The sequence below is a fragment of the Klebsiella sp. Sb-30 genome, from assembly GCF_057652795.1.
In genome coordinates this window covers 942,306-963,255 of record NZ_CM172749.1, presented here as the reverse complement: position 1 = coordinate 963,255, position 20,950 = coordinate 942,306, and the positions used below count along the sequence as shown (strand labels likewise).

The 20,950-nt window shown below is 55.7% G+C and carries 18 protein-coding genes; 10 read left to right on the top strand and 8 right to left on the bottom strand.

From position 1 onward, the window contains the following. The first annotated feature begins 289 nt into the window (after positions 1-289). Positions 290-1,306: an HTH-type transcriptional regulator GalR gene (galR, locus tag AC236I_RS04660; RefSeq protein WP_004867133.1), complete on the top strand. Its 1,017-nt coding sequence runs from the start codon at positions 290-292 to the stop codon at positions 1,304-1,306. Here the strand turns inward: galR and AC236I_RS04655 are convergent. After that, positions 1,267-1,746, bottom strand: coding sequence for a GNAT family N-acetyltransferase (locus AC236I_RS04655; protein WP_165458718.1), 480 nt, complete (start codon positions 1,744-1,746; stop codon positions 1,267-1,269). The two genes, galR and AC236I_RS04655, sit on opposite strands and share 40 nt — an antisense overlap. A gap of 219 nt (positions 1,747-1,965) precedes the next feature. On the opposite strand from AC236I_RS04655, the gene AC236I_RS04650 reads away from it, so the two are divergent. Continuing rightward, complete coding sequence (locus AC236I_RS04650) at positions 1,966-2,964, top strand: LacI family DNA-binding transcriptional regulator (RefSeq protein WP_160873358.1); 999 nt, start codon at positions 1,966-1,968, stop codon at positions 2,962-2,964. Here AC236I_RS04650 and lysA read toward each other — a convergent pair. Next, positions 2,961-4,223, bottom strand: coding sequence for a diaminopimelate decarboxylase (lysA, locus tag AC236I_RS04645; protein ID WP_004867144.1), 1,263 nt, complete (start codon positions 4,221-4,223; stop codon positions 2,961-2,963). The two genes, AC236I_RS04650 and lysA, sit on opposite strands and share 4 nt — an antisense overlap. Positions 4,224-4,357: 134 nt before the next feature. Between lysA and AC236I_RS04640 the strand changes: the two genes are divergently transcribed. Then, a complete protein-coding gene (locus AC236I_RS04640; RefSeq protein WP_004867147.1) occupies positions 4,358-5,284 on the top strand; it encodes a LysR family transcriptional regulator in 927 nt (308 codons plus the stop codon). Here AC236I_RS04640 and AC236I_RS04635 read toward each other — a convergent pair. Next, on the bottom strand, positions 5,271-5,963 hold the full coding sequence (locus AC236I_RS04635; protein WP_004867150.1) for an aspartate/glutamate racemase: 693 nt from the start codon (positions 5,961-5,963) through the stop codon (positions 5,271-5,273). The genes AC236I_RS04640 and AC236I_RS04635 overlap by 14 nt on opposite strands. 139 nt (positions 5,964-6,102) lie before the next feature. On the opposite strand from AC236I_RS04635, the gene AC236I_RS04630 reads away from it, so the two are divergent. The 6 genes from AC236I_RS04630 to AC236I_RS04605 all read left to right on the top strand — a co-directional run bounded on the left by AC236I_RS04630 (position 6,103) and on the right by AC236I_RS04605 (position 12,340). Then, entirely contained in the window at positions 6,103-6,423 is a 321-nt protein-coding gene (locus AC236I_RS04630) for a cupin domain-containing protein (RefSeq protein WP_004867153.1), read from the top strand. Positions 6,424-6,919: 496 nt separating this feature from the next. Beyond that, positions 6,920-7,810, top strand: a complete 891-nt coding sequence (locus AC236I_RS04625) for a carbohydrate ABC transporter permease (RefSeq protein WP_004115132.1) — start codon at positions 6,920-6,922, stop codon at positions 7,808-7,810. Then, on the top strand, positions 7,803-8,705 hold the full coding sequence (locus AC236I_RS04620) for a carbohydrate ABC transporter permease (protein ID WP_004867156.1): 903 nt from the start codon (positions 7,803-7,805) through the stop codon (positions 8,703-8,705). Before AC236I_RS04625 ends, AC236I_RS04620 begins: the two co-directional genes overlap by 8 nt. Before the next feature lie 12 nt (positions 8,706-8,717). Then, positions 8,718-9,845, top strand: coding sequence for an ABC transporter ATP-binding protein (locus AC236I_RS04615; protein ID WP_004867159.1), 1,128 nt, complete (start codon positions 8,718-8,720; stop codon positions 9,843-9,845). A 16-nt stretch (positions 9,846-9,861) separates the two neighbouring features. Next, positions 9,862-11,148: an ABC transporter substrate-binding protein gene (locus AC236I_RS04610; RefSeq protein ID WP_015585833.1), complete on the top strand. Its 1,287-nt coding sequence runs from the start codon at positions 9,862-9,864 to the stop codon at positions 11,146-11,148. Between the two features lie 64 nt (positions 11,149-11,212). Further along, positions 11,213-12,340: an oligogalacturonate lyase family protein gene (locus AC236I_RS04605; RefSeq protein ID WP_064359175.1), complete on the top strand. Its 1,128-nt coding sequence runs from the start codon at positions 11,213-11,215 to the stop codon at positions 12,338-12,340. 110 nt (positions 12,341-12,450) lie between these two features. On the opposite strand, the gene AC236I_RS04600 is transcribed toward AC236I_RS04605, so the two are convergent. The 3 genes from AC236I_RS04600 to AC236I_RS04590 form a co-directional block, all read right to left on the bottom strand. Further along, complete coding sequence (locus tag AC236I_RS04600; RefSeq protein WP_099844241.1) at positions 12,451-13,794, bottom strand: carbohydrate porin; 1,344 nt, start codon at positions 13,792-13,794, stop codon at positions 12,451-12,453. A 238-nt stretch (positions 13,795-14,032) separates the two neighbouring features. Further along, positions 14,033-15,466, bottom strand: a complete 1,434-nt coding sequence (locus tag AC236I_RS04595; protein WP_099844243.1) for a glycoside hydrolase family 32 protein — start codon at positions 15,464-15,466, stop codon at positions 14,033-14,035. 18 nt (positions 15,467-15,484) lie between these two features. Beyond that, the gene (locus tag AC236I_RS04590) at positions 15,485-16,726 is read right to left on the bottom strand and encodes an MFS transporter (protein WP_004867177.1); all 1,242 of its coding nucleotides are present in this window, start codon (positions 16,724-16,726) and stop codon (positions 15,485-15,487) included. 245 nt (positions 16,727-16,971) lie between these two features. Here AC236I_RS04590 and AC236I_RS04585 point away from each other — a divergent pair, with 245 nt between their 5' ends. Continuing rightward, the gene (locus tag AC236I_RS04585) at positions 16,972-17,967 is read left to right on the top strand and encodes a LacI family DNA-binding transcriptional regulator (RefSeq protein WP_004867180.1); all 996 of its coding nucleotides are present in this window, start codon (positions 16,972-16,974) and stop codon (positions 17,965-17,967) included. On the opposite strand, the gene araE is transcribed toward AC236I_RS04585, so the two are convergent. After that, positions 17,968-19,386, bottom strand: a complete 1,419-nt coding sequence (araE, locus tag AC236I_RS04580; protein ID WP_004867182.1) for an arabinose-proton symporter AraE — start codon at positions 19,384-19,386, stop codon at positions 17,968-17,970. It abuts the gene before it with no gap. Positions 19,387-19,762: 376 nt separating this feature from the next. Then, positions 19,763-20,524 (bottom strand): 2-dehydro-3-deoxy-D-gluconate 5-dehydrogenase KduD, encoded by a 762-nt coding sequence (gene kduD, locus AC236I_RS04575; protein WP_004867185.1) that lies wholly within the window; start codon positions 20,522-20,524, stop codon positions 19,763-19,765. Between the last annotated feature and the right edge of the window lie 426 nt (positions 20,525-20,950).

Sequence of the window (20,950 nt, the reverse complement as noted above, 5' to 3'; positions counted from 1 at the left end):
CGTTAGCTCCACCTATCAATACCTCTGGGATAGCCAGAATATCAATGCAATGAACGGATAAACCAGCGAACATTCGCAACAGCTAATCGCAAAGTGTAAGCAAAGGTGTGAATGTTCCCGCCGCCGTTTCATTCGTCTGCGTCCCTGCGCTTGTCGCGGTGTAACTTTTTCACCATGAAGGCAAATCTGCATCACATTTGCGCGAAGCCAGGCGCCTCCAGCCTTGAATCTGCCGCACTTTCCCGTAACATAACCGGTATGTAAACGCTTACCCTATAAAAGGTCTGGTATGGCGACAATTAAGGATGTAGCCCGACTCGCTGGAGTGTCCGTCGCTACCGTATCCCGCGTGATCAACAACTCCCCCAAAGCCAGTGAAACCTCGCGCCAGTCGGTGACTGCGGCGATGGAAACGCTCAATTATCATCCCAATGCAAATGCGCGCGCGCTGGCGCAGCAGTCGACGGAAACCGTCGGTCTGGTGGTGGGCGACGTGTCCGATCCTTTCTTCGGCGCTATGGTCAAAGCCGTCGAGCAGGTGGCCTACAACACCGGTAACTTTTTGCTGATCGGCAACGGGTATCACAGCATTAAAAAAGAGCGCCAGGCAATTGAGCAGCTTATCCGCCATCGCTGCGCTGCGCTGGTGGTGCACGCGAAAATGATCCCTGACGACGAGCTCGCCGGGTTGATGAAACAGATCCCCGGCATGGTGCTGATCAACCGTATTCTGGCGGGTTTTGAACAGCGTTGTGTCGCCCTGGACGACCGCTACGGCGCCTGGCTGGCGACCCGTCATCTGATCCAACAGGGGCATACCCGTATCGGCTACCTCTGTTCCAACCACGCGATTTCTGATGCTGAAGATCGCCTGCAAGGCTATTACGCAGCGTTAACGGAGAGCGGTCTGCCCTGTAACGATCGGCTGGTGACCTTTGCCGAACCTGATGAAAGCGGCGGCGAACAGGCCATCACCGAACTCCTGGGACGCGGCAGGAATTTTACCGCTGTCGCCTGCTATAACGACTCGATGGCCGCCGGTGCGATGGGGGTGCTGAATGATAATGGTATCGACGTCCCGCGCGAGATTTCGCTGATTGGCTTCGATGATGTGCTGATCTCTCGCTACGTTCGCCCGCGCCTGACGACGGTGCGTTATCCCATCGTCACCATGGCAACCCAGGCCGCCGAACTGGCGCTGGCGCTGGCGGATCAGCGCCCGGCGCCTGAAATCACCCATTTATTCAGCCCGACGCTGGTTCGCCGTCACTCGGTAATGGCGCCATCGGAAAGCGATAAGTCGTAACGATACAGGCTGACGGCGGTGGCCGGGTAATCCAGCCCTTCACCAATATACTGCCAGCCAAAACGCTCATAAAAATCGCGGCAGGCGGAGTAGAGATACAGCTGCGGGTGCCCAAGCCGGCGGGCATAGTCGATCACATGCTGTTGCAGCTGTCCCGCGATTCCCCGTCCGCGCACATCCGGGGCGACGTACAGCGCCGCCATCCACGGGAACAGATCCTGACGGCTGATTAAGTCGCAGCGCCACAGCCCCACCGTCCCTACAAGCGTCTCCCCTTCGACGGCGATAAAGGTGAGCGGCAGCGCCTCCGGCGTCTGGCTGTGGGCAACGAGAGTCGCAAAAAAAGGCAGCGGCAGCGTTTCGCCGCCAAAGGCCTGCCAGAGCCACATCGCCACCTGTTCGGCGTGCTGCGGCGCGGCGTATAAGGGCTGAATATGCATAACCGATCCCCTGCTGAAAAATCCTCTGGCTGCCAGTATACCGCGCCCGCAGCGACCGATGGCGAGGACCTCAACGCGTGGAAGCGCCATTTTGCGGACACTTCCTGCAAAAAGCGTGATCGCGATAGTTCTTTGCGCCCGGTTGAGCGCATATCCCTCTGAATGTCTGTGATAAACTGCGGCTTATCACGTGAAATCAGGAATCGATGAATGGCTACAATGCTGGATGTCTCAATTCGCGCAGGCGTCTCTAAAGCGACGGTTTCCCGCGTGTTGAACGGCACAGGTCAGGTAAAAGAGAGCACCCGCCAACAGGTATTCAAAGCGATGGAAGAGCTGGGATACCGGCCAAACTTTCTCGCCCGTTCGTTGGCGAACCGCACCAGCAACAGTATCGGACTGGTGGTTTCTACCTTCGATGGTTTCTATTTTGGCCGCCTGCTACAACAGGCTTCACGCCAGACGGAAGCCTGGGGAAAACAGCTAATCGTCACCGACGGCCACGATGCTCCGGAACGCGAAGAAGAAGCGGTGCAGATGCTCGCCGACCGCCAGTGCGACGCAATCATTCTCTATACCCGCCACATGAGCGAAAAGAAGATCATGTCGCTGATCGAATCCATCGATATGCCGCTGGTGGTGATTAACCGCGACGTCAGCCTGGCGCGGGAACGCTGCGTGTTCTTCGAGCAGGAAGATGCGGCCTTTCAGGCGGTCAATTATCTGATTACGCAAGGGCACCGGGATATCGCCTGCATGACCGTGCCGATGCATACCCCCACGGGCAAAGCCCGTCTGCAGGGATACCGCAAGGCCCTGAAAAAGCATGGTATCGCGTGGGATCCGGCGAAAGTTAAATACGGTGATTCGACGATGACCCGCGGCTATGAGCTGTGCCGCGAGCTGCTTGATGAGAAAACAACGTTCAGCGCGCTGTTTTCATGTAACGATGATATGGCGCTGGGCGCCTCAAAAGCGCTGCATCAGGCGGGGCTGCGGATCCCGCAGGACGTTTCGCTGTTCGGCTTCGACGATGCCCCGAGCGCAAAATGGCTGGAACCCGGCCTGTCGACGGTCTATCTGCCGATCGATAATATGATCACCACCGCGATCGATCAGGCGATCAAGCTCGCCAACGACCAGCCGATCGAAACGATCCCGCCGTTCACCGGTACGCTGGTATTGCGTGAGTCGGTAACGACGGGGCCATATTTTTAGAACAGCTCTAAGGCCAGCAGCTCCTGAATCGTCTGCCGACGACGGATCAGCCGTGCGCTGCCGTTGTCGAACAGCACTTCCGGCAGCAGCGGACGGCTATTGTAGTTTGAGGACATTGACGCGCCATAAGCCCCCGTATCATGCAGCACCAGATAATCTCCCGGCGCGACTTCAGGCAGCAAACGCGTCTCCACCTTGCCCCCTTCCTGCTGAGTAAAGACGTCGCCCGATTCGCACAGCGGCCCGGCCACGACGGTGTCGATAAGCGGTGCGGCGCTCAGGTTGCGGCCATCCGCCGCCAGAGCGGTAATATGGTGATAGCTGCCATACATTGACGGACGCATCAGATCGTTAAAACCGGCATCAATCAGGACAAAGTGGCGGCTTCCCATCTCTTTGACGCTACGTACCTGAGAGACCAGCACCCCGGATTCGGCCACCAGGAAGCGACCCGGTTCGATTTCCAGCTTCACCGGATGGCCGAGATGTCGGGCGATCTGCTCGCGCGCGGCGTTCCACAAGCCGTAGTAGTGATCGGTATCGATCGCCTCTTCACCTTCGTGATAAGGGATCGACAGTCCGCCGCCGGCGGAGATCGCCTGCAGATCCTGCCCAAACTCAACCACCTGACGCACCATCGCGCCGCAAACCTGTTCCAGGTGGCCATAATCAACCCCGGAGCCAATATGCATGTGGATCCCCACCAGCTGGAGCTGATAGCGACGCATCACTTCCAGCGCCGCCGGCAGATGGCTGTACCAGATCCCGTGTTTGCTGTTTTCGCCGCCGGTGTTGGTTTTTTGGCTGTGGCCGTGACCAAATCCCGGGTTGACGCGCAGCCAGACGCGATGGCCTGGAGAGACTTCCCCCAGCTGGCTCAGCATATCGACTGAACCGGCATTAACCGGAATCTGCAGGGCCTTGACGCGCTCCAGCGTCGCCTCGTCAATCAGGTCGGCGGTAAAAACGATATCTTCCGGGTGCTGCTGCGGGTCATACCCCGCCGCCAGCGCACGTTCAATCTCCCCGAGGGAGACGGAGTCCACCTTAACGCCCTGCTCACGCATCAGACGCAAAATATGGATATTGGAGCAGGCCTTCTGGGCAAAACGCACCACGTCGAACTGGCTGAGCTGGGCTATCTGGCGGCGGATAATCTGCGCGTCATAGACCCACACCGGGCAGCCAAACTCGGCGGGCAGACGGAGCAGGTTCTCGGCAGTCAGGTCGGTATCGGTAGCGTAAAGCGAGCGTGGCATAGTGAACTCCGGCGTTATTGTGTTGTGCGCGTTTTTTTATGATTACGCCATAGCCTGAAGAGAATAAAAAATATCGTTTTATCGTAACTCTATGCAAAAATGATATGGATACCGTCCATCCGCCGAGAGCCGCCATGCCTGCCGTCAATTTACGCCATATTGAAATCTTCCATGCGGTGATGACCACCGGCAACCTCACCGAGGCGGCTCGTCTGCTGAATACCTCTCAGCCGACCGTCAGTCGCGAGCTGGCGCGCTTTGAAAAGGTGATCGGGCTGAAGCTGTTTGAACGCACCCGCGGGCGTTTGCAGCCGACGGTGCAGGGGTTGCGGCTGTTTGAAGAGGTTCAGCGCTCCTGGTACGGACTGGACCGTATCGTCAGCGCCGCCGAGAGCCTGCGAGAGTTCCGTCAGGGCGAACTGTCTGTCGCCTGCCTGCCGGTGTTTTCTCAGTCGTTTTTGCCGCTGCTGCTGCAGCCCTTTCTGGCGCGCTATCCCGAGGTCAGCCTGCAGATTGTGCCGCAAGAGTCCCCCCTGCTGGAGGAGTGGCTCTCCGCCCAACGTCACGATCTCGGCCTGACGGAAACACTGCACACGCCCGCCGGGACCGAACGCACGCCGCTGTTAACGCTCAACGAGGTCTGCGTGCTGCCGCAGAGCCACCCGCTTGCCAGCAAGCAGGAGCTGACTCCGGCCGATTTCCACGGTGAAAACTATATCAGCCTGTCGCGCACCGACAGCTATCGTCAGCTGCTTGATGCCCTGTTTGCCGAGCATCAGGTGAAGCGCCGGATGGTGGTGGAGACCCACAGCGCGGCCTCTGTTTGTGCGATGGTGCGGGCAGGCGTCGGGATCTCAGTCGTCAACCCGCTGACCGCCCTCGACTATGGCGAAAGCGGCGTGGCGGTGCGCCGCTTTAGCGTCGACGTACCGTTCACCGTCAGCCTGATCCGCCCGCTGCACCGCCCGGGCTCGGCGCTGGTCGAGACATTTATTCAGCACCTGCAGGGGAGCCTGCCGCGGATTCAGGGTCCGCTGGACGCGATGCTTAAGAGAGCATAAACGTCACCGCGTCCGCGGCGTGAATCGCGGCGGTATCGAACACCGGCAGCGGGCTGCTCTCCACCGGCACCAGCAGGCCAATCTCGGTACAGCCGAAAATGACCCCTTCTGCGCCCTGCTCCGCCAGCGCGTCAATCACCTGCAGGTAATAATCGCGGGAGTCGTCATTAAACGCGCCCAGGCACAGCTCATCAAAAATAATCCGGTTAATGCGTTCGCGATCGTCAGCTTCCGGAATCAGCGTCTCAATAGCAAACTGCGCCTGCAGGCGCCCACGATAAAAATCCTGCTCCATGGTATAGCGCGTTCCAAGCAGGGCAACCCGCTTTTGGCCTTTGGCGGTAATCGCCCGCCCGGTGGCATCGGCGATATGCAGGAACGGCACCTCACAGCGCGTTTCGATGGCCTGCGCCACTTTATGCATCGTGTTGGTACACAGAACAATCCCTTCCGCCCCCGCCTGCTGCAGGCCAACTGCCGCCTGCGCCAGCATCTCGCCGGCGCGATCCCAGTCTCCTGCGGACTGGCAGGCTTCGATCTCATGGAAATCGACGCTGTGCAGCAGCAGACTCGCCGAATGCAGGCCGCCTAAATGTGCTTTGATACCTTCGTTGATCAAACGGTAATAGGGAATGGTGGATTCCCAGCTCATGCCGCCCAACAGGCCAATCGTTTTCATCATCCGCTCCTGGTTATGCTTTGCTCCAGTGAAACAAACTTGTGATCAACTTTCCACTTCTCTTGTCGATCGTTTCTTTCCCGACGATTCTGCGATAAATTAAATGAAACATTGTTTCACTTAACTACAGGACTGCCGGATGTTTATTTTTCATAACGAGACCACCCTTGAAGATCTGGGCAATGGCGTGACCCGTCGTATTCTTGCGCACGGTGGCAACATGATGGCCGTAGAGGTCAATTTCGACGCCGGAGCCATCGGTCCAATGCATAATCACCCTCACGAACAGTTGACCTATGTGCTATCCGGCGAATTTGAGTTCACCATCGGAGAAGAGAAACGCGTGGTGCGCGCCGGAGATACGCTCTACAAAAAACCGCATATTATGCACGGCTGCATCTGTCTGAAGCCTGGCACCCTGCTGGATACCTTTACTCCCGTTCGTGAGGATTTCCTGTAAACCACGCTTCCCAGGGGCATATTCGTGATGCCCCCTTTCCCCACCCTTCCTTTCCGCCAGAATAATTTGTTAAAAAATATGTAACAGCAAAATGATTAGCCTGCCACTTATCTTGCTCATCCCTGCACAAGATCCCTTGTTCGGCACTATCTCCAGACACCTGTCAGCTCTGGAGAACGCTCGCCATATCATTTTTTGAAACATCGTTTCGACTTCGATCACACTTCCGCTATGAATCGAATGACTCTGTAATAAATCGCAATAAAATAAAATTAAAACGGCGTTTTATAAAACTGAATCACCGGACAAGTAAAAACCGAAACATTCAGGCTCAGCAGGGACGCTGCGAGCAAAAGCCCATAACAAACACAAAGTTAAAAAAGGAAGCCAACGCCAGCTGATACACCCGATACCGATTCACTTTCTGGCCGCGACCGGGCGCAGAAAACCACGACACCGAATCCGTTTTACAAACTCGTAAGCCAGGTAGGTATGTATGAATGAAAACAAGATGTTGGGATTGGCATGGATATCGCCCTATATCATCGGGCTGATAGTCTTTACCGCTTTTCCCTTTGTTTCATCTTTCTTTCTCAGTTTCACTGAGTACGATTTGATGAGCCCGCCGGTGTTTAACGGCATTGAAAACTATCGCTACATGTTGACCGAAGATGGCCTCTTCTGGAAATCCATGGGCGTGACCTTTGCCTACGTCTTTTTAACGATTCCGTTAAAACTGGCTTTCGCACTGGGTATTGCATTTGTCCTCAACTTTAAGCTGCGCGGTATCGGCTTTTTCCGCACCGCTTATTACATTCCGTCGATTCTCGGTAGCTCGGTCGCGATTGCCGTCCTGTGGCGCGCGCTGTTTGCTATCGACGGCCTGCTGAACAGCTTTATCGGCGTGCTGGGATTCGACCCGGTGAACTGGCTCGGCGAGCCGTCGCTGGCGCTGATGTCCGTCACTCTGCTGCGCGTCTGGCAGTTTGGTTCGGCGATGGTCATCTTCCTCGCCGCGTTGCAAAACGTCCCGCAGTCACAGTATGAAGCGGCGATGATCGACGGCGCCTCGAAGTGGCAGATGTTTATGAAGGTCACCGTGCCGCTGATTACGCCGGTCATCTTCTTCAACTTTATTATGCAGACCACCCAGGCGTTCCAGGAGTTTACCGGTCCGTACGTCATCACCGGCGGCGGCCCAACCTACTCCACCTATCTGTTCTCGCTCTATATCTACGACACCGCCTTTAAGTACTTCGATATGGGGTACGGCGCGGCGCTGGCGTGGGTGCTGTTCCTGGTGGTTGCGGTCTTTGCCGCCATCGCCTTTAAGTCATCGAAATATTGGGTGTTCTACTCCGCCGATAAAGGAGGCAAAAATGGCTGATATTCAACAAATCACCCCGGCAATGGAAATTGCGGAGCGCGAAGTTGCCCGCACCCTGCGCCGCGAAAAAGTCAGCCGGACAATCCGTTATGTCATCCTGCTGTTCGTCGGCCTGCTGATGCTTTACCCGCTGGTGTGGATGTTCTCGGCGTCGTTCAAACCGAACCATGAGATTTTCACCACCCTGAGCCTGTGGCCGGCCCACGCGACCTGGGACGGCTTTATTAACGGCTGGAAAACCGGCACCGAGTACAACTTCGGGCACTACATGCTGAACACCTTTAAGTATGTGATCCCGAAAGTCCTGCTGACCATTATCTCCTCCACTATCGTGGCCTACGGCTTTGCCCGCTTCGAAATCCCGTGGAAGAAATTCTGGTTCGCCACGCTCATCACCACCATGCTGCTGCCGAGCACCGTCCTGCTTATCCCGCAGTACCTGATGTTCCGTGAAATGGGCATGCTGAACAGCTATCTGCCGCTGTATCTGCCGCTGGCTTTCGCCACCCAGGGATTCTTCGTCTTCATGCTGATCCAGTTCCTGCGCGGCGTACCGCGCGATATGGAAGAGGCGGCGCAGATCGACGGCTGTAACTCTATTCAGGTGCTGTGGTACGTGGTGGTGCCGATCCTGAAACCGGCGATTATCTCGGTGGCGCTGTTCCAGTTTATGTGGTCAATGAACGACTTTATCGGCCCGCTGATTTACGTCTACAGCGTGGATAAATATCCGATCGCACTGGCGCTGAAAATGTCCATCGACGTCACGGAAGGCGCTCCGTGGAACGAAATTCTGGCAATGGCGAGTATCTCCATTCTGCCATCCATCATCGTGTTCTTCCTGGCACAACGCTACTTCGTACAGGGCGTGACCAGCAGCGGAATCAAAGGTTAAGAGGGAAATATCATGGCTGAAGTTATTTTCAACAAACTGGAAAAAGTTTACTCCAACGGCTTCAAAGCGGTACATGCTATCGACCTGAAAATCGCGGACGGGGAGTTTATGGTGATCGTCGGGCCATCCGGCTGTGCGAAATCCACCACCCTGCGTATGCTGGCGGGACTGGAAACCATCAGCGGCGGCGAAGTGCGTATCGGCGAGAAGATCGTCAACAACCTCGCGCCAAAATCACGCGGTATTGCGATGGTGTTCCAGAACTATGCGCTCTACCCACACATGACGGTGCGTGAGAATCTGGCTTTTGGTCTCAAGCTGAGCAAGCTGCCGAAAGATCAGATTGATGCCCAGGTTAACGAAGCGGCCAAAATCCTCGAGCTGGAAGAGCTGCTCGACCGTCTGCCGCGCCAGCTTTCCGGCGGCCAGGCCCAGCGCGTGGCGGTTGGCCGCGCGATTGTCAAAAAACCGGATGTGTTCCTGTTTGATGAACCACTCTCTAACCTTGATGCCAAGCTGCGCGCCTCGATGCGTATCCGTATTTCCGATCTGCACAAGCAGCTGAAGAAATCCGGCAAGCCGGCGACCACCGTATACGTCACCCACGACCAGACCGAAGCGATGACCATGGGCGATCGGATCTGCGTCATGAAGCTCGGGCATATCATGCAGGTCGATACTCCGGACAACCTGTATCACAAACCGAAAAACATGTTCGTGGCCGGCTTTATCGGCGCCCCGGAGATGAATATTCGCCCCAGCAAACTGGTTGAACAGGCCGGGCGCCTGCACCTGACTATCGGCGATGAGCTGCTGCCGTTAAGCGCAGCCCTGCAGGATAAAGTCGCCAGCCATAAAAACCAGCCGCTGTTCTACGGCGTCCGCCCGGAGTTTGTCGCCATCGCCGATGAACCGTTCGCCGAAGGCGGCTGCTCGGGCGAAATGGTGCGGGTCGAGAACATGGGGCACGAGTTTTTCGTCTACCTGAAAGTCGCCGACTATGAACTGACCGCCCGCGTCCCTTCTGACGAAGCGAAGCCGATGATTGAAAAAGGGTTGCATCGCAAGGTGTGGTTCAAATTCGACATGAATAAGTGCCATCTCTTTGATGCCGCCACCGAACAGAATATCTCTCTGTAATCACTGGAGTATTAAAATGAAAAAAGTGCTTTTAAGCGCCGCAATCTCCGCCACTCTGGGCCTTACCGCGTTACCGTCTCTGGCAAAGGATGTCGATCTGCGTATGTCATGGTGGGGCGGCAACGGCCGCCATCAGGTCACCCTGAAAGCGCTGGAGGAGTTTCATAAACAGAATCCGGACATCAACGTTAAAGCCGAATATACCGGCTGGGACGGCCATCTTTCGCGCCTGACCACCCAAATCGCCGGGGGAACCGAGCCGGACGTGATGCAGACAAACTGGAACTGGCTGCCGATCTTCTCGAAGAACGGTGAGGGTTTCTACGATCTGAACAAAATGAAGGATGTCATCGACCTCAGCCAGTTCGATGCCAAAGAGCTGCAGTCCACCACGGTCAATGGCAAACTCAACGGTATCCCGATTTCCGTTACCGCCAGGGTGTTCTACTTTAACGACGAAACCTGGAAAAAAGCCGGCGTCACCTTCCCGAAAACCTGGGATGAGCTGATGGCGGCGGGCAAAACCTTTGAGAGCAAGCTGGGTAAGCAGTATTACCCGGTGGTGCTGGAGCATCAGGACACCCTGGCGCTGCTGAACTCTTACATGATTCAGAAGTACAACCAGCCGGCTATCGACGAGAAAACGAAGAAATTCTCCTACAGCAAAGAACAGTGGGTCGAATTCTTCCAGATGTACAAAAAGCTCATCGACAGCCACGTGATGCCGGACACCAAATACTATGCCTCGTTCGGCAAGAGCAACATGTATGAGATGAAGCCGTGGATTCAGGGCGAATGGGCGGGGACATATATGTGGAACTCCACCATCAACAAATACTCCGACAACCTGAAGCCGCCGGCGAAGCTGGCGCTGGGCGACTACCCGATGCTACCGGGCGCCACCGATGCCGGCCTGTTCTTTAAACCGGCGCAGATGCTCTCCATCGGCAAATCGACGAAAAATCCGGAAGCGGCGGCGAAAGTGATTAACTTCCTGCTGAACAGCAAAGAGGGCGTGGATACGCTGGGCCTTGAGCGCGGCGTGCCGTTAAGCAAAGTGGCGGTGAAATACCTGACCGAAGACGGCACGATCAAAACCGACGATCCGGCCGTATCCGGGCTGAAGCTGGCGCAGTCGCTGCCGACAAAACTCTCGGTATCGCCTTACTTTGATGACCCGCAGATTGTTGCCCAGTTTGGCACGTCGCTGCAGTACATCGACTACGGACAGAAAAGCGTAGAAGAGACGGCCGCCGACTTCCAGCGCCAGTCCGATCGTATTCTGAAACGCGCCATGCGCTAACGGTCGATCATTCTCTCTGCCCTGCAGCCTCGGCTGCGGGGCATTTTTTCGTCAGGAGCGAGTCATGAAAGGCAAAATCATCCCGCTGAATTTCCGTACCACGGAAGACAGCGTAACCGGCCGCCAGGTGATCCGGATGACGCCCCCGCACGTTATCTGCCACCGTAACTACTTCTATCAAAAGTGCTTTACCCGGGATGGCAGCAAACTTATTTTCGGCGGCGGATTCGAGGGCCACTGGAACTACTATTTACTCGATCTGGCCGCGCAGCAGGCCATACAGCTGACCGACGGGCCGGGCGATAATACCTTCGGCGGTTTTCTATCCGACGACGACCGCACGCTGTGGTATGTGAAAAACAATCGGCAGCTGCGCCGCGTGGATCTGGCGACGCGGGAAGAGCAGGTGGTTTACACAGTGGATGACGACTGGGTCGCCTATGGTACCTGGGTGGCAAACAGCGATTGCAGCAAACTGGTCGGCATCGAGATAAAAAAAAGCGACTGGCGGCCGCTGACCGACTGGAGTAAATTCCGCGCCTTTTATTTTACCCAACCCGAATGCCGCCTGATCAATATCGACCTGCATAGCGGCGAGCGCCGCGTTGTCCTGCAGGAGAAACGCTGGCTGGGCCATCCGATTTACCGGCCGTTTGATGACCAGACCATCGCGTTCTGCCACGAAGGACCGCGCGATGCTATCGACGCCAGGATGTGGCTTATCAACGCTGACGGCAGCAATATGCGCAACGTTCGCCAGCACCAACCGGGAGAGAGCTTCACCCATGAGTTCTGGGTGCCGGATGGCTCTGCGCTCTATTACGTCGCCCACCGGGAAAACGATCCGCATCGCTATCTCTACCGTGCCGACCCCACCACCCTGGATAATCGTCAGCTGCTGACCATTCCTCCCTGCTCGCACCTGATGAGTAACTACGATGGTTCGCTGGTCGTCGGCGATGGCGCACCGCATCATACCGGCGATATTCAGCTGAACGATCCGTTTATCTGGGTATTTGACGTGCAGTCCGGTACGCAGCGGGCCATTTGTCGCCACGACTCCAGCTGGAAAGTGCTCGACGGCGATCGTCAGGTCACCCACCCGCATCCGTCATTTTCGCCGGATGATCGCTGGGTGCTGTTTACCTCCGATAAAGAAGGGATGCCGGCGCTGTACCTGGCGGAGGTGTAGTCATTCGGCACCCCCCCGGCTCGCGCGGTGCCTGGCCGGGCGCCAGGTTCACAGCCGTCTGCGGTCCGGTAGCCCCGGGGAAGGCGTTTGCGCCCCCCCGGGGAAACCTGTCAGAAGAAATATTTAAACCGTACCCGCGCGCCGTAGCGTTCATCGGTATTGCCGCTTTTCGCCGCCGATGAATCCAGCCATGACGCATACGCGCCGAGATAAATATTAAAGTTCGGCATATCCATAATATTCGGCAGTTGCCATGACGTATGAATGGTGTGGATATCATAGCGACCCGGCGTCAGAATCGCGCAGTCGCCATCGCACTCCGCGCTCACGCCGGACATATTGAACTTGTCGATTTTGTTATGCGCATAGATATAGCCCAGCTCTACACGATGCCATAATGCGTTGATACCGGCGCTGAAATCTTTCTCATCCGCCGCATCAAGATAGGCGGTACTCAGATTCACCGCGGCCCCATTTTCGGCATCGGTTTTCAGCGTGTTCCAGCTCATGGTCATCCCGTAACCGGTACGATTTGACTGGTCGACCCAGCCTCCCCCCGTTTTTTCATAGCCGTAAGCGTTATTAACGAGGTTGCTCTCCATTGCCGCCGCCACCGACCAGGCGCCGGACTGCCAGGCCGCGACCGGACGCACGTACACCACGTTTTTACGGTTATCCAGCGCGTTGCCGTGATAGTTCCGATCGACAAACAGCGAGCTGCCGTCCTCCACCAGCGTATTCACCTCAAAATACCAGTTATCGATATTTTTACTGAGCAGGAAGCTGCCGCCGCTGCTGCTGCGCCCGCGTCCCTCTTTCATCATATAGATATAGCCGTAGCCGTCGCTATACAGATCGTTGGCCGTATTACCGGAATATTCAATAAAGGTATCCTGATTCAGCGGGAACATATCGTAGGCCTCAAAGCGGCCGATTTTAATTTTCCAGTCATGCTCCTGTCCAAAGAAAAAGGCCGCATCATCGAGATTCATTTTTCCATTCATATCCGCCAGCGGCTGCACGCTGAACCCGGCATATTTTCCGTTAGCCCCCTTACGTAATCCATCAAAGCCCAGAAGAATGCGCCCGTTAATATCCCAGCGTTCTTTATCTCCCGGCGCCCAGTTTTTATTCGCGCTGGTTTTCACCGACGTCAGGCTACCGGTACGGCTGGCACCGTCCATATTAAACTCAACGTCGCCATAGAATTTTAATTCGCCATAATCATTAAGCTGAAAAGTCGGTTTAGCCGGTGCGGCGCTGACCACCGTCGCTGGCGTTTCCTGGCCTTTCAGCGCCCGGATTTCCGCCTCCGCGCTGGCCGCCCGCTGTTCGGTCGCCTTTAGTCGTTGCTCCATTTGCGCCAGCCGTTCCTCAAGGGATAACGGCGCCTGTGCATTAGCCAGAGGGGTAAATAAAGACGTCAGAACACACCCGACCCAGATTTTATTCATCGGAAAACCCTTTATTAAAATGAAGTTTTTACCCTCAATAATTCGAGTGACAGGCAGGCGGCGATGCAGTGAGTCCCCTGGCGCTTACTCGCGTAAGTGACGGGGGCGCGAGGAAAGCCAACGCACATGTAACTTGAAGTATGACGGGTATTTTTATTTATGGGCAAAGCACGACGATAATGACAATAATAACCCGCCCATCGTCGAAGACGGGTTATTAACGACCATGCAATAAAATTTATTCCAGCTGCCAGGCTCCTGCTTCAGTTAAAGACGCCAAACCGTTCCAGGCAAATAAAGATAATTCACGGCGAGCGGCATCCGGATATATACGGCTACTAAGACAGGCCTCTCCGTCATTAACAAACACTTCAACGGAAGAGCTATCGAAGAATACCCGCAGTTTCAGATCGGCCCCCTCGTGCAACGGTACGCTGCGCGTGCCGCACAGACCGTACTGCGGGTAGTTCCGCTCCAGCACCAGGCGTTGCATCTGCGCATCAACGTAGACCCGCAGCCCCTCGCCGAAGCTCAGTCCATACTGTTCTGCCGTACTGCCTGCGCAGTCCCAGTGCAGGATCACCTCCATCGCCTCACCGTTTTCCGCCATCAGCGACCGTTGGTTTTTCAGCGTGCTGACCGGCCACGGGAACCAGGCTCTGCGCAGGCACTCCACCTCTTTCGCCGGACGCATCTGCAGACGATTATCGGCGCTCAGCGTCAGCTCACGCGGCAGAGAGAGCATGCCAGCCCAGCCGTCCTGCTGTTCCGGCAGCGGTGACTCCCACATGTCCAGCCAGCCGATAACGATGCGGCGACCGTCGGGCGTCAGGAAACTCTGCGGGGCATAAAAATCATGGCCATGGTCCATCTCAACAAATTCACCTTCCCGGACAAACGGCTGCCCGGGCTGCCAGTCGCCGAGCAGATAGCCGCTCTGGAATAAATTGCGGTTCTGATAGCCCTGTGCCGCCATCCCCTGCGGTGAAAACATCAGTACTCGCTTGCCGCCGAGCGTGAAGAAGTCGGGGCATTCCCACATGTAGCCCATCTTATCTTCGGCTTCATCAAGGATCCCTTCGTCATGCCACTGGCGCAGATCGGCGGAACGATACAGCCGCACCTGGCCGGTATTACCGACGCGGGCACCGACGATCATGTACCAGCTATCCCCTTCGCGCCACACTTTCGGGTCGCGGAAGTGGTGCAGGCCCGGCGGGGTATCCAGCACCATGCCCTGGCGTTCAAAATGAATGCCGTCGCGACTGGTGGCCAGACACTGCACCTGATAGAGGTTCTCTTCGTCGCTGGGATCGCCGTGGAATTTATGCCCGGTATAGATCAGTGCCAGCGTATCGCCGTCCACCACGGCCGAGCCGGAGAAGCAGCCATCTTTATCCTCCGGCCCTTCCGGCGCCAGCGCCACCGGCAGGTGTTCCCAATGGACTAAATCCTTGCTGCGCGCATGACCCCAGTGCATCGGCCCCCACTGCGTGGAGTAAGGATGGTGCTGATAAAAGGCGTGATACCAGCCGTCAAACCAGACCAGACCATTGGGATCGTTGATCCAGCCCGCACGAGCGGCGAGATGGTAGCGTGGGTACCAGCGCAGGTTTAACGTCTCGCGTTTCGCCTGCAGTTCCTGTTCAGCGTTAGCAACGGTGTACATCATATTCTTCACTCTTTTCATTCAGATAGCGGAGGGTTGCGACATCATCGGATCCGAAGATGAGCGACTGGATCGCAACAAGAAAATGGAGATAAAGGTGGTGCAGAACACCAGCAGTCCCATAATCAGATAGGACTGGGCGAAGCCGTATTTCTCGTAGCTGTAGCCCGCCAGCGGCGACAGCACCGTGGCAATCACCGAGCTGGTGCAGGCAAAGCCCACCAGGTACAGCGTGGAAGAGAGACGTTTATCAAAGTTCAGGCTGTTGTATTTAAAGATGGCGACCAGCAGTACCGGCAGCTCCACCGCATGGAGCAGTTTGGTGATGGAAATCAGCAGCGGCCCTTCCACCAGCCCGGAGGCCACCATACGTAATGCCATGACCATCCCGGCGAAAATCAGGCCGTTTTTCGCGCCAATACGGTTAACCAGCCACGGCGCGCAGAACATCCCGGCCGCTTCGAGGAACACCTGGAAAGAATTCAGGTAGCCGTACATCGCGTTCCCTTCCTGCAGGGTGGCGAACTGCGAGGAAAAGTAGACCGGGAACTGTTGGTCGTAGACGCCGTAAATGCAGGTCCCGACGACAAAAAAGACCAGCGCCCAGAAGCGCGGCAGGGTCAGCAGACGCAGCGCATCCTCCAGCGTCACTTTGCCGCCGGAGATGGCCTCCTGCATAGCCTGCGGTGCGGAGGAGACCCGCAGTCGCGCCAGCAGAACAAAGAACACCAGGCCGGAACAGCTGGCGACCGCAAAGTTAAGTTTCGGATTGATGTTAAACAGCAGTCCGGCAAAAAAGGTCGCTACCGCCCAACCCAGCGATCCCCACATACGCGCCCGACCAAACTCAAACTGGCTCTGGCGCGCGACGCGTTCGGTATAGGATTCGAGTACTCCGATGCCGCCGTTAAAGGTTAAGCCGATATAGATCCCGCCAAAGATACTGCCGAGCAGTACGTTTATTTTCAGCAAATAGCCAAACAGCAGGTAGGCCGGCCCGGAGAGAATCAGTAGCACGGTGATATACCAGAGCAGGTTTTTACGCAGCCCAAGCTTGTCCTGAATAAAGCCGTAGCACACCTGGGCAAACAGCGCTGATACGGAAAGCACGGCGTAGATGATCCCGGTATCCCCCGCCTTGAGCCCGACTTCCTGGTGCAACCAGATAGAGAGCAATGAGCCGGAAGAGGACCAGGTGACAAAAAAGAAAAACAGTAAGGCGCTGAGTAACGGATAGCTGTGAGAGTGATGGGCTTTCATCATGACATTCTCGTGTAGGGGTAATGCACGCAATGGTAACGTTAACAAAAAACATAAATCATGCCGTTTTGCCGAGATACATGATGTTAATCACAAAAGTTAACGTTAACATAACGAGGGTGAGATCGCGATCAAATAATCCGGCCCACTGAGACAACACGGCATACGATAGAATATCGTATGATCCTTTTACATCAGCAACTTAGTTGTATAGCCTGTTGCATGGCGGCAACGGTGGAGTGTGAAATATGGCATCTTTGAAAGATGTGGCAAAACTGGCAAACGTATCTCTGATGACGGTTTCACGGGCGCTGAACAACCCGGAACGTCTGAAACCCGAAACGCTGGCTCGCGTTCAGTCTGCGATTGAGCAGACCAACTACGTCCCTGACCTGTCTGCCAAGAAAATACGCGGCGCGCGCGCCACGCCGAATACCATTGGCGTACTGGCGCTGGATACCGTCACCACGCCGTTTTCGGTTGAGATCGCGTTGTCTATTGAAGAGACCGCCCGCGCGCACGGCTGGAACAGCTTCGTGGTGAATATGTTTTCCGATGATAGCCCGGAAACCATCGTCGACCTGCTGCTTTCCCACCGTCCTGACGGTATCATCTACACCACCATGGGGCTGCGCCAGGTACCCGTTCCCGCCAAGCTGCTGACGCTACCCTGCGTCCTTGCCAACTGCGAAAGTCTTAACGACCCGGTCGCCAGCTATATTCCTGATGATGAGCAGGGTCAGTACGCTGCGGTCAAAGCGCTGCTCGCCGCAGGCTATCGTAACCCGCTCTGTTTGCATCTCCCGGCCAACCATCTCGCCACCGTACGCCGCCGCCAGGGGCTGGAGCGCGCCTGCCGCGAAGCCGATATCGACCCGGATACGTTGGTGCACAGCTATATGGCCTACGGCGATAAGCACTACCATGATATTCCCGCCGTGGTGCAGGCCCATCTCCGTCAGGGAAAACCGTCGTTCGATTCGGTTATCTGCGGCAACGATCGTATCGCCTTTATGGTCTATCAGACGCTGCTGGCGCAGGGATTGCGGATTCCGCAGGACGTTGCGGTGGTGGGGTACGATAATATGGTCGGCATTGGCGATCTGTTTTTACCGCCGCTGTCGACGGTGCAGCTGCCGCACTATGATATCGGGCGCCTGAGCGCCCTGCATATTATTCACGGCGATAGCCATCGGGAAACGGTACGCGTAGCCAGTCCGTGGCTGCCAAGGGCATCCCTGTGATTAATTACCGATATTGCGCAGCTTTTCGCCGGACATCAGTCGGCGCTCGATGTGTTCGAGCGTGACGTTTTTGGTTTCCGGAATCAGCCAGAACGTCACGCCGATAAACGCCACGTTCAGCGCGGTATAGAGCCAGAAGGTCCCCGCCGCGCCAATCGTATCCAGCAGCGTCAGGAAGGTGGCGCCGATAATCATGTTGGACACCCAGTTGGTGGTGGTTGAACAGGTGATGCCAAAGTCGCGGCATTTCAGCGGCTGAATTTCCGAACACAAGATCCACACCACCGGCGCGGCGCTCATCGCATAGCCTGCAATGCACATCATGGTCATGCCGACGGAAAGCCAGGACAGGCCGCTGGAGGCGGTGCCGTTATCAAACTGCATCAGGCAGTAGCCCAGCACCAGCGTTCCGATAGCCATCACGCTAAAGCCGATTTTCAGCGCCGGTTTACGCCCCGCTTTATCGACGGTAAAGACCGCGATAAAGGTCGCAAACATAAAGGTCAGGCCGACCACCAGCGTAGCAATCATCTGCTGCTCGGTGGTGGTGAAACCGGCCATTTTAAAAATACGCGGCGCGTAGTACATGATGATATTCATCCCGGTAAATTGCTGCATCGCCTGCAACAGCATGCCAAGGAATACCGCGCGGCGGACGTTACGATTGATCTTAAACAGCGCCCAGCCGCCTTGCTTAAGCTTCAGGCTTTCGCGGATTTCATTGAGCTCATCACGGGCTTTTTCCGAGGTATCGCGCAGCATACGCAGCACCTCTTCCGCTTCAACGTGGCGCCCCTTTTCAGCCAACCAGCGCGGGCTGTTTGGCAGGAAAATCACCAGAACGATCAGCAGGAGCGCCGGCAGCGCCAGCACGCCCAGCATCGCCCGCCAGTTGCCGCTGTAGCTGAACGCGGTATCGGACAGGAACGCCATGACGATCCCCAGCGTCACCATCAGCTGATACATACTGATCATCTTGCCGCGCACGTTTTCACTCGCCATTTCAGAAAGATACAGCGGCGCGGTATACGAGGCGATCCCCACGGCGATACCGAGAATGATCCTTGCCGCCAGCAGCATTTCGACGCTCGCGGCAAACGCCGATCCGACCGATCCGGCCACAAACAATACCGCCCCCACCATCAGACTGTATTTACGTCCCAGTCGGAAGGAGAGCCAGCCGTTGAACAGCGCGCCAACCGCCGCCCCCAGCATCATGCTGCTGACCACCCACTCCTGCAGCCGGCTGGATAAGACAAAGTGGTCGGTAATAAAGGGCAGCGCCCCGGCAATCACCCCAATATCGAGGCCAAAAAGCAATCCAGCCACCGCAGCGGCAATAGAGACAAACTGGTTCATGCGTCGGGTATCACGCTGGCTACGCGCCAGGACCGTCGTGCCGTCACTGATTGAGGTCATTTTTTTCCTGCCTGAGCAAAGTAAAACGTGCAGTGAAAGTACGCGATCGGCGCGATAAAGTGTCAGGGAGGAGACGTCAAAGATATGGATTAAATTGCTGGCAGGACTTGTTTTGTGATGGACATTCAACTTTCTATTATTGCCGTTTCATCAATCTCCTTTTATTCATTCCTTTTATTCATTGGCTAACAGCGGGAAATCGCGACGAAATGATATGGACGATCTTCAAATTCAGCGCCATATCAATATGGATAATTAATGTTCATCTTTCATCACTGTTGCGCCGATTGCCGGATGGTGAAGTGACATGGTCTACCGCCAGGCAAAAAAAAACCCTGCCATCAAAGCAGGGTTTATCGCCTGTCGCCACGCGAGCTTAGCGCGCCAGCCAGCCGCCATCGACCGCCACGGTGTAGCCGTTAATGTAATCCGATGCGCTGGAGGAGAGGAAGACCACCGGCCCTTTCAGATCGTCCGGTAAGCCCCAGCGTCCGGCAGGAATGCGGTCAAGAATTTCCGCGCTGCGCTGTTCATCGGAACGCAGCTGCTGGGTGTTGTTGGTCGCCATATAGCCCGGCGCAATCGCGTTGACGTTGATGTTGTACTTCGCCCACTCGTTCGCCAGCAGACGGGTCACCCCCATCACACCACTTTTTGATGCGGTGTAGGACGGTACGCGAATACCGCCCTGGAAAGAGAGCATCGACGCGATGTTGATAATCTTGCCGCCGTTACCCTGGGCAATAAAATGCTTCGCCGCCGCCTGGGACATAAAGAACACGGTCTTGATGTTCAGATCCATCACGTCATCCCAGTCTTTCTCGCTGAATTCAAGGGCATCCTGACGACGAATCAAACCGGCGTTGTTGACCAGAATATCGATATGACCGAATTCGGCAACCGCACGCTCAAGCAGTTGAGGAATACCGTCAATCTGGCGCAAATCGGCGGTCAGGCTCAGGAAACGACGTCCCAGCGCGGTAACACGCTCAATCGTTTCCACCGGCTCAACAATATTAATGCCGACAATATCGCAGCCCGCTTCGGCCAGACCGAGCGCCATACCCTGACCCAGCCCGGTATCACAGCCGGTGACAACAGCCACTTTACCCTGTAAAGAGAATGCATCGAGTATCATACTTTGTTCCTTAGTCTTTCAGAGCCCGTACAACACAGGCAAGGTTCTATTTGTCCGATCCGCATCCCTCACGGTTGCTTACGCCAGGGAAAACGCTCTGGGTATTACCCACCTTAAAAATAAAACACAGTTTCGTTTTACTAGTATCGACATCTTACCCCTGAGGAAATCTGTTTTCAATTTTTATTAAAACGATGTTTCATATTTTTGCGTTCTATTTATCAGAAATGCAGAACCGATCACGAAGCGATGCAAACAAAAAGATATAAAAACAATAAAATACAATGAGTTAATTCAACTTTGAAAAATGACAGTAAAACGTAAAAAGCGGGCATGAAAACAAAGATCGCCCCGAGACGCCAGCTGAAAGAGCAGAAAAACCGCGATCCAGCGCAACATTTTATAGTGAATTGCGCTCACCATCAC